Below are 2,804 nucleotides of genomic sequence, written 5' to 3' on the forward strand. Positions count from 1 at the left end.
TCTTATCTCAATATGTCAATGAACTTTTATTTACTACTTTTATAGTAAATCAGTGGAGAATAACGGAGTCGAACCGTTGACCTCCTGCGTGCAAGGCAGGCGCTCTAGCCAGCTGAGCTAATCCCCCATTTTGCAATCTTAGATTGTAGAATTCAGATTTTAGATTTCTTGAATTCTTCTCTAATTTCTTTGGTGAATTCCAACTTCTAGAATTTCCTTTTTTTAAGCTTTTCAGTCTTTTTAAGTTGTTTTTAATTATAAATTTTTCATTTTTAATTAATTCTCTTAAAAAGTAGTCCCGGGCAGACTCGAACTGCCGACCCCTACATTATCAGTGTAGTACTCTAACCAGCTGAGCTACGAGACTCTGTTTTACTTAAATTTATTATTTGAACTAACAGCAAGAGTAATAAAATTTCAACATTTGTTTCCAATTCGAACTTTCGTCTTCTTTCCTAAAAGTGCTATTCATAAGTAATAAGTAGGAAGTAGTAAGCATTTTCAACTTAAAACTTAATCCTTAAAACTTAATCCTTAACTAACATTTAGGCTCTAGAAAGGAGGTGTTCCAGCCGCACCTTCCGGTACGGCTACCTTGTTACGACTTAGCCCTAGTTACCAGTTTTACCCTAGGCAGCTCCTTGCGGTCACCGACTTCAGGCACCCCCAGCTTCCATGGCTTGACGGGCGGTGTGTACAAGGCCCGGGAACGTATTCACCGGATCATGGCTGATATCCGATTACTAGCGATTCCAGCTTCACGGAGTCGAGTTGCAGACTCCGATCCGAACTGTGACCGGTTTTGTAGATTCGCTCCTGGTCGCCCAGTGGCTGCTCTCTGTACCGGCCATTGTAGCACGTGTGTAGCCCAAGGCGTAAGGGCCGTGATGATTTGACGTCATCCCCACCTTCCTCACAGTTTGCACTGGCAGTCTTGTTAGAGTTCCCGACATGACTCGCTGGCAACTAACAACAGGGGTTGCGCTCGTTATAGGACTTAACCTGACACCTCACGGCACGAGCTGACGACAACCATGCAGCACCTTGTAAATTGTCTTGCGAAAAGTCTGTTTCCAAACCGGTCAATCTACATTTAAGCCTTGGTAAGGTTCCTCGCGTATCATCGAATTAAACCACATGCTCCACCGCTTGTGCGGGCCCCCGTCAATTCCTTTGAGTTTCATTCTTGCGAACGTACTCCCCAGGTGGGATACTTATCACTTTCGCTTAGCCACTGAAATTGCTTCCAACAGCTAGTATCCATCGTTTACGGCGTGGACTACCAGGGTATCTAATCCTGTTCGCTACCCACGCTTTCGTCCATCAGCGTCAATATATTAGTAGTAACCTGCCTTCGCAATTGGTATTCCATGTAATCTCTAAGCATTTCACCGCTACACTACATATTCTAGTTACTTCCTAATAATTCAAGTCTAGCAGTATCAATGGCCGTTCCACCGTTGAGCGATGGGCTTTCACCACTGACTTACCAAACCGCCTACGGACCCTTTAAACCCAATGATTCCGGATAACGCTTGGATCCTCCGTATTACCGCGGCTGCTGGCCCGGAGTTAGCCGATCCTTATTCTTACAGTACCGTCAAGCTGGTTCACGAACCAGTGTTTCTTCCTGTACAAAAGCAGTTTACAATCCATAGGACCGTCATCCTGCACGCGGCATGGCTGGATCAGGCTTGCGCCCATTGTCCAATATTCCTCACTGCTGCCTCAAAAAATGGACTACCAGGGTATCTAATCCTGTTCGCTCCCCATGCTTTCGCTCCTCAGCGTCAGTAGTGGCCCAGTGACCTGCCTTCGCCATCGGTGTTCCTCCTGATATCTGCGCATTCCACCGCTACACCAGGAATTCCAGTCACCCCTACCACACTCTAGTCTGCCCGTACCCGATGCAAGCTCAAGGTTGAGCCTTGAGTTTTCACACCAGACGCGACAAACCGCCTACGAGCTCTTTACGCCCAATAATTCCGGACAACGCTTGCGCCCTACGTATTACCGCGGCTGCTGGCACGGAGTTAGCCGATCCTTATTCTTACAGTACCGTCAAGCTGGTTCACGAACCAGTGTTTCTTCCTGTACAAAAGCAGTTTACAATCCATAGGACCGTCATCCTGCACGCGGCATGGCTGGATCAGGCTTGCGCCCATTGTCCAATATTCCTCACTGCTGCCTCCCGTAGGAGTCTGGTCCGTGTCTCAGTACCAGTGTGGGGGATCTCCCTCTCAGGACCCCTACCCATCGTAGCCTTGGTAAGCCGTTACCTTACCAACTAGCTAATGGGACGCATGCTCATCTTTTACCGTTGTGACTTTAATAATTAAATGATGCCATTCAATTATACTATGAGGTATTAATCCAAATTTCTCTGGGCTATCCCTCTGTAAAAGGTAGATTGCATACGCGTTACGCACCCGTGCGCCGGTCTCAAGCTCCGAAGAACTCTACCCCTCGACTTGCATGTGTTAAGCCTGCCGCTAGCGTTCATCCTGAGCCAGGATCAAACTCTTCATCGTATATTTTTATATTATATTGCCGATGCGTTCTCTATCGGTTCTTTTCGAATCTCTCGATTCCATTACTCTTATTCTTTTGTTTTAACATCTCTGTTAAAACGGCTGTCAATTCAATATGTCTACGAACGTGTGTTTCTGTGTTTCGCTTGTTTCTCAAAGCGGCTGCAAAACTACATCTTTATTTTTAACTGGCAAGAATTTTTTGAAGTTTTTTTTAGAAACTTTTCGTTTCCAATTTTCTTCTTTTCTTAACCAATCTCTCAATGAACTTGC

At 45.7% G+C, this 2,804-nt stretch carries 2 tRNA genes and 1 rRNA gene; all 3 read right to left on the reverse strand.

Annotated elements, in window-relative coordinates:
* Nucleotides 1-53: 53 nt before the first annotated feature.
* Nucleotides 54-127, reverse strand: a tRNA-Ala gene (locus AB674_RS21530).
* Nucleotides 128-293: 166 nt separating this feature from the next.
* Nucleotides 294-367, reverse strand: a tRNA-Ile gene (locus AB674_RS21535).
* Nucleotides 368-556: 189 nt separating this feature from the next.
* Nucleotides 557-2,531, reverse strand: a 16S ribosomal RNA gene (locus AB674_RS23010).
* Nucleotides 2,532-2,804: the final 273 nt, after the last annotated feature.

The organism is Flavobacterium sp. ABG (assembly GCF_001027725.1).
Lineage (GTDB): Bacteria > Bacteroidota > Bacteroidia > Flavobacteriales > Flavobacteriaceae > Flavobacterium > Flavobacterium cupriresistens.